Origin of the sequence: Flavobacterium hercynium (assembly GCF_002217285.1) — a bacterium.
In the GTDB taxonomy this organism is placed as follows: Bacteria; Bacteroidota; Bacteroidia; order Flavobacteriales; family Flavobacteriaceae; genus Flavobacterium; species Flavobacterium hercynium.
The window spans coordinates 1-6,369 of the sequence record NZ_MUGW01000084.1 but is presented as its reverse complement, the minus strand read 5'-3'; the positions used below and the strand labels follow the sequence as shown (position 1 = coordinate 6,369).

Here is a 6,369-nt window from a genome sequence, read left to right as displayed (position 1 = left end):
AAATATAGTTTAGATATATAAAGTGATCAGATCACTGAAAAGATTTTATTTAGTTAGTTTTTTAAGTTAGTTTTAGTTAGTAAGAAAAGACCGGTTTGTAGAGAGCTGGTCTTTTTTTTGCATTATATAATTATACTTGTTAATATTTTAAATTTAAATAAGTAAAAATTTAAGTCGAAGAACAAAAAAGTTAATTAAAAAATACCGCTATTGATGTGTTTTATTAAGAATTATAAACCTTAAAAATGTATTTTTTATCCTTAATGTGTTGATATTGTTTTACTTGTAAAATGTAAATATAATTCTGTTAATTTTTATTAAAAAAACAATTTTATTTCTATTTTTACCTCAAAAATAAATTATTCAAACCTCTACATTAAATTGTTTTTAACATCAGTTTTAATCTTAAGTTTCTTCATATTTTGTAATCTTAATCTAAAAATTTTAATATAAAAGAGGAGTTTTTTAATCAAATAAAACAAAGGCAGATAAATCTAGCTTGTTATTGAAATAGTTATCTTTCAGTAGAGATATAAGAATAGAAAGTCTTTTAAAATTATAAATTATTAGTAGCTAATATTTTAAAGTAAACAAATTATAAAATGATAAAAGAATACATGAAAGAATATGTTGATTTATGGAAATCAATTTTTGATGTTGTGAAACCAATTGCTAAAAAATACTTTATCCTTTTTGCTGCTATAAATTTTTTATGTGTTTTAATAATATACCAAATAGCTGAGTTTTCAGAAAATAAAAATTTAATTATTACGATTACCAATTTTTTTTTTTTCTTAACATTCATGTTTGGAGCAATAAAAAGTAAGATTCCTAAAATAACCAGAAAAATTTTTGGCAGGATTCTATTAGCAGCTATTTTGATTGGTTTTTTAAATGCTCTTCAGGTTTTTGGCAATATCGATATCGATAATCAGGGTTATGGCATAGTTTTAATTATGTTAGTTTGTATTATAGTATATCCTATATTCGTAACGATTAGTATTCTGATTTTTAATGTTTTTAAAAAAGATCAGATTTCAAATTTGGAGTTAGTTATTTATTTTGTGATTTTATTATGTATTACAATGATGGTAACACAATTAAACATAGATGATTTTTCAGGTTAAAATGGATTTAATTATATTTTAACTTCAAAGCTTAATAAATAGATTTATAAAAAATGACAAAAACGATAAAATCACTAATTCTTGGTATGCTGATGAGTTTTACAGTTTCCTGTCAAGATAAGCAGCAAAAGATGATTGTAGAAAATACAGTAAATTCACCTCGATTTCAGTGGCAAGAAAGCCTTTGCAGTCCTTTAGGATATCCTATGGAAATATATAAAGGAGGTTTGGAAGGAAATGGCTCTTATGCCAGTTTAGAATCAGGAACAACTGATGGAGAATGGGCTTCTAGTGGTGCAGGTAGGAGTTATGGCGTGAAGACTTTGCCAAATCGTATTAATTTTATTTGGGTGTCATATGCAGAAGGCTGTTTTTATAGCATAGACAGTCCTATTGATTATGAAAAAATGTTACAACTATTTGAAGAAGGTTATCAGGATAGCGGATTTTTTTTTAATGATGAAGGCGAGTATAAAAAGTGTACGTATACAACTATTGTTGTAGGTTTAGCTCCTGGAGGTGTGGTGGTAGTTTGGGTAAAGGGTGGTGGAAGACAGGTAGAAATTGGCAGATACCAAGGTGAAAAATATATTGTGTCTGAAGAAGAAATTGCTAAGCTGGATAATCACGACATATTGAAGTTTCAGAAAGAATATCAGGAAAAAACCATGCTCAATACCCAAATTGTGCCTCTGGAAGTTAGAGAAGCCAACGCAGGTAAACCTATACCTTATAATTTATGGGACAGTTATAGAGTCTGGTATTCTTGGAAACCTATTTATTCTCATAAGAAAGAGTTCGAAATTACATCATTATATATCGAAATGTTTAATGGTGAAAATGAAGAGTGGTTCGATAAAAGTTTACTGGAAAATAAATTTACAAAAAGAAGTATTCCTAAATCTGCTCATCTCACTTGGACTGATTGGACAGTTAACAGTTGGAGTAAAGATAAAGGGCAAGGGTATGGAGGTGAAATAGTTTTTGATGAAAAGGAAATTATAAAGGCTTTTGAAGAAATGTATAAAGAAGATAAAGATGGTAAGTCCGAACTGCAATTTACAGTGAATCAATTAAATTCTTTTGTAACCGTACAACTCAGACAAGGAGATAAAGAAATAAGATTAATAAAAACGAAGGTTAAGATAGTTAAATCAAGAAATTTAAGTCTAAAAAAATAATCATGGGAAAATCATTTGTTTACAACGTTGGTTCTGCTCTGGAGAACAAAAAAGACGATGAATTATGGTTTGATTATGGTGTCTTTATTGATGGAACTCTTAATAATAACGAGAATACCAGATTGCGCAGAAAATACCGTAATGAGGATGAACGCAGTATTCTAACAAAAGATAAAAAAGAGAAAGATTTAGAAAGAGAAAAAGAAGATTATGAATCTCTAACAAAAGATGGTCTCATTCGAATACCGGATGGTGTTGATATTTCAAAATTTAACAGTAAAGAATATAAAGATTATTTATTAGGTATTTACCGTACCGATATGGATAAACTGGGTACAGATAACAGCTATAGCAATGACGATACCAATGTGACCCGTATGTGGAACTGTTGTAAAAAAGATTATAAAATATACATTGAAGGTATGGGGACCAGTGTCAGCGATGGTACCATTGAGGATAGAAAGGACAGTCAGGATGGTTTTGCTTTTGGTGCAGGACAAACCGGTATACGGAGGAGGGTTCGGCTTGCCTGCGAAAGAATTGCCGAAAAGATTTTAGATCGAAAAAAAATCGATAAAAATTATAAAGTAACGCAAATCACACTCGATGTATTTGGTTTTAGTCGTGGTGCTGCATCGGCACGAAATTTTGTACATGAGGTTAATGCAAAAAAGCCATATAAACCTCAAGAAATAAAAATTCCAGATGGCTATGAAACTTACTACGTTCGTGGAGAACCAAGAACTAAAAAAAAATATAGAAAAGCAATTGGTGATGCAGATGGTTTAGAGATCAATACCAAAAGACTCATAAATGGCAAAATGCCCAGATTAGGACATTTAGGATATAGTTTGCTAGAAAAAGGTGCTGTTACAAAAGAAGAATTAGAATATGTCAAAATCATCATACGTTTTATAGGGGTTTATGATACAGTATCATCTTATTACGAAATGGGTGCACTAGGAGCTTATGATGAAAATGGTAAAGCTCAAGACGACCCAAGTTTTATTAAATTAGCTAGTGAGGCTTTATCGACGAATTTTACAAATGATGAAGAAGAGTTGGGACTTCAGGATTTAGGAGATGTTAGTCAGTTTGAGAAATTGGTACACTTTACAGCAAAAGACGAACACAGACGAAATTTTGCTCTTACCCGTATTAATCAAATACCAAAAAAGGCTATAGAAAAAAATTTCCCAGGAGTTCACTGTGATATAGGCGGTGCTTATGAAAATGAGGAGGAAGAGTATATAGATGAGATAGGAACAAGCTTAATGGATAGTTATTATAGTTACAACAATCACAAGAAAGCTTTAAAGCCTGATGAAAAACTTCCTATGCCTCCGATTGGTCTTGAAGCCTTAAAAGAAGATTTAATTGATCAATATTGGTATAGTAAAGAGCAATTAAAAATATTGAAAGAATATCATGGTTTCAAATTTATATTTGGAAAGAGAATTGAATTGCCTTTATATTTAAAGTTAACTGGTACTCGCGTTATTAGAAAAGAATATAGCTATATTCCGTTACATTTCATGGAAGATTTTTGTAGAGGTACAACCATGTCTCAATTTTTTAACAGAAAAACGGTAGAAGATTATCCACTTAATAATCCTTTTTTAGAAAAGGTAAAAAGTTCATTGCATGACTATGTTTTTGAGAATAGCCCGGAATGGGAATTTGTAAGTGATGCTGATTTAGTAAAAGAAAAAGAAGAAAGGGAAAAAATCAGTCAGGAAACTGAAGGAAAGCAGCAGGAAGGAATAGCAATCACTGACAGTGAAGAAGTTGATATTTGTGTAGATCTTCCGGAAATCAAAATTAATAGTTTAAATACTCAAAAGGCTCTCAGAAAATTAAGACGTGAATATATTCACTGGTCTTCTACCAGAGACTGGTTTGGTATGGAACCAGCTGATAATAGAATAAGAGTATGTTATCCTAAAAAATAATTGTAAATGATTTTCAATTAAGAGATTATTTGATTTTAAGTATTAGACTATTTTATAATCATTTAAACAAATAAGTTTTAATTGCTTAAAAAAGGACACTCTTCTAAAAAAGGCTCAACAGTTTTAGTTGAGCCTATTCTATGAATAATAACTATTAGATAGTACTTTAAATTGAAAATGTTTCTTTCAGATACGTTTTTAAATCAGTTGGTTTTCTTCCCAATAAATTTTCAAGATCTGAAATGGCAATATTGTATTCATCATTTTTTATTATTGCTGCCAGTATTTTTGAATAGTAGATATCTTCATCCTGCATACCGAATTCTTTTAATTGGTTTTCAAATTCTTGTGGATCGGGGCTTTGGTATGTTATTTTTTTTCCTACGACTTCTGTAATCGTTTGGGCAATTTCTAAAAAAGAATACGAAGGTACAGCTGTGGTAATGTAAATTTTATTTTCGTGCCCTGTTTCTCCCAGGACATTGGCAATGGCTTCTCCCATTTCGTCTCTTTTGGCAAAAGATGCTTTTCCGTCTCCGGCAGGAAAGTAAATACCTGTTTCGAGCACTTGTTCTCCAATAAAAAACGGTATAGTTTCAGAATAAAGTCCATTTTGGAAAATGGTATATTTTAATCCGCTTTCTATAATATAATTTTCAGTTGTTGCATAAGAATCAGTCAAAGGTCCAAGAAGTGACTCCTTGGCATTTTTGTTTAGAGCTCCGCTTGTATAATAAATATGGTTTATACCTGACTCAACTGCTGCATCTATAACATTCTTATGATCTTGTAGTGCATCATTACCATTACTGCTGATTAATAAAAGTTTTTTTACTCCTTCTAAAGCTTTTGTAATTGATGCTTTATCTCCGTAGTCTCCAATTTGCGCCTTAATACTTCTGTTTTCAAATGATGCTGCTTTGTCTGGATTTCTAATTAAGACTGAAATTTCTTCTGCCGGTATTTTCTTTAATAGATTGTCAAGTACAATTTTACCTAAATTTCCAGATGCTCCTGTTATTAATATCATGATTATTTTAATTTAATGATACAAAGTAACAGCAACTTTTTACTTGTTTTTTTGACAAAAGTCAAAATCGTTATTTCTTTCTAATCCGACTGAGCGTTTCCTGTTTGATACCCAAATAAGAAGCAATATGTCCTAAAGAAATTCTTTGTACCGCATCAGGCTGAAAAGAAAGTAAGGCATGATATCTTTTTTCGGCAGATTGAGTTTGTAATGAGTTTACACGTTCTTCTAGAAACTTGCAGCATTCTTCTGCTATTAATCTGCCGATCGTGTTCATTTCAGTATATTTTCTGTAGAGAGCTTCAAGATCACTGCTCTCTATATAATGAATCGTAGAAGGTTCTAAGAACTGAATGTTCTCAGACGATGGACGTTGTTGGAATAGTGGAGTTATAGAACCTAAAATTATATTCTCAAAACCAAACCAGGAATTTACCTCACGGTCTTCAATAGTGTAATAAGAACGTACAAGTCCTGTTTCGAGCATAAACAGACAGGTGATGATCTGTCCTTGTTTTAAGAAAAAATCACCTTTAGGTCTGGTTTGATTCTTTATTTTTTTTAGCAGCTCATATTCAATTTCGTCACTGAGAGGACCATATTGTTTAAATTTTTCTATAAGTGCATTCATTTTTTATAATAGGTATTAGAAATATCTGATTTAAATTGCTAAAGTAAATCATTCCCTTATTTCAGTCCATATAATTTTATAATTTTCAAATTGTTTTCCAAAACTTTCTTTTAATTGAATCAAAGTATTTTCTTTAATATGATTAGGCTCAATTTCTAATCCGATTACATGGTCACCTTGATGCCAAATTTTACAATTAAGTATTCCTTTAGAATTATTTGATTTCAATAATATGTTTTTTCCGTACTCTTCGTCATAATCCATCATATTAACTTTACTCAAGATATTTTGAATTTGAATCTTTATCATTCTTTCGATTGGAAGATTGATGTCATCGACATTTATGATTTCATTTTTGATAACACTGAAATTGTAAATGGTTGAAATTTCTATTATTTCGTTTTCTATTTCTTTAGACAAGGTATAAGATCTGTCATGAGTCATAAAT

General features: G+C 30.4%; 6 protein-coding genes. 3 read left to right on the top strand and 3 right to left on the bottom strand.

The window, feature by feature from the left end:
• The first annotated feature begins 602 nt into the window (after positions 1 to 602).
• From B0A66_RS22380 to B0A66_RS22370, 3 genes are read left to right on the top strand one after another with little or no spacing between them, the layout of a single operon-like run.
• Complete coding sequence (locus B0A66_RS22380; protein WP_089052061.1) at positions 603 to 1,127, top strand: hypothetical protein; 525 nt, start codon at positions 603 to 605, stop codon at positions 1,125 to 1,127.
• A 53-nt stretch (positions 1,128 to 1,180) separates the two neighbouring features.
• The gene (locus B0A66_RS22375; protein WP_089052060.1) at positions 1,181 to 2,308 is read left to right on the top strand and encodes a DUF2931 family protein; all 1,128 of its coding nucleotides are present in this window, start codon (positions 1,181 to 1,183) and stop codon (positions 2,306 to 2,308) included.
• A gap of 2 nt (positions 2,309 to 2,310) precedes the next feature.
• Positions 2,311 to 4,260, top strand: coding sequence for a T6SS phospholipase effector Tle1-like catalytic domain-containing protein (locus B0A66_RS22370; protein ID WP_089052059.1), 1,950 nt, complete (start codon positions 2,311 to 2,313; stop codon positions 4,258 to 4,260).
• 166 nt (positions 4,261 to 4,426) lie between these two features.
• Here B0A66_RS22370 and B0A66_RS22365 read toward each other — a convergent pair whose 3' ends face one another.
• The 3 genes from B0A66_RS22365 to B0A66_RS23030 all read right to left on the bottom strand — a co-directional run.
• Positions 4,427 to 5,290, bottom strand: coding sequence for an SDR family oxidoreductase (locus B0A66_RS22365; protein WP_089052058.1), 864 nt, complete (start codon positions 5,288 to 5,290; stop codon positions 4,427 to 4,429).
• 70 nt (positions 5,291 to 5,360) lie between these two features.
• Positions 5,361 to 5,921, bottom strand: coding sequence for a Crp/Fnr family transcriptional regulator (locus B0A66_RS22360; RefSeq protein ID WP_089052057.1), 561 nt, complete (start codon positions 5,919 to 5,921; stop codon positions 5,361 to 5,363).
• 48 nt (positions 5,922 to 5,969) lie between these two features.
• The coding region (locus tag B0A66_RS23030) for a hypothetical protein (RefSeq protein WP_165766673.1) at positions 5,970 to 6,369 on the bottom strand (400 nt) is incomplete at its 5' end.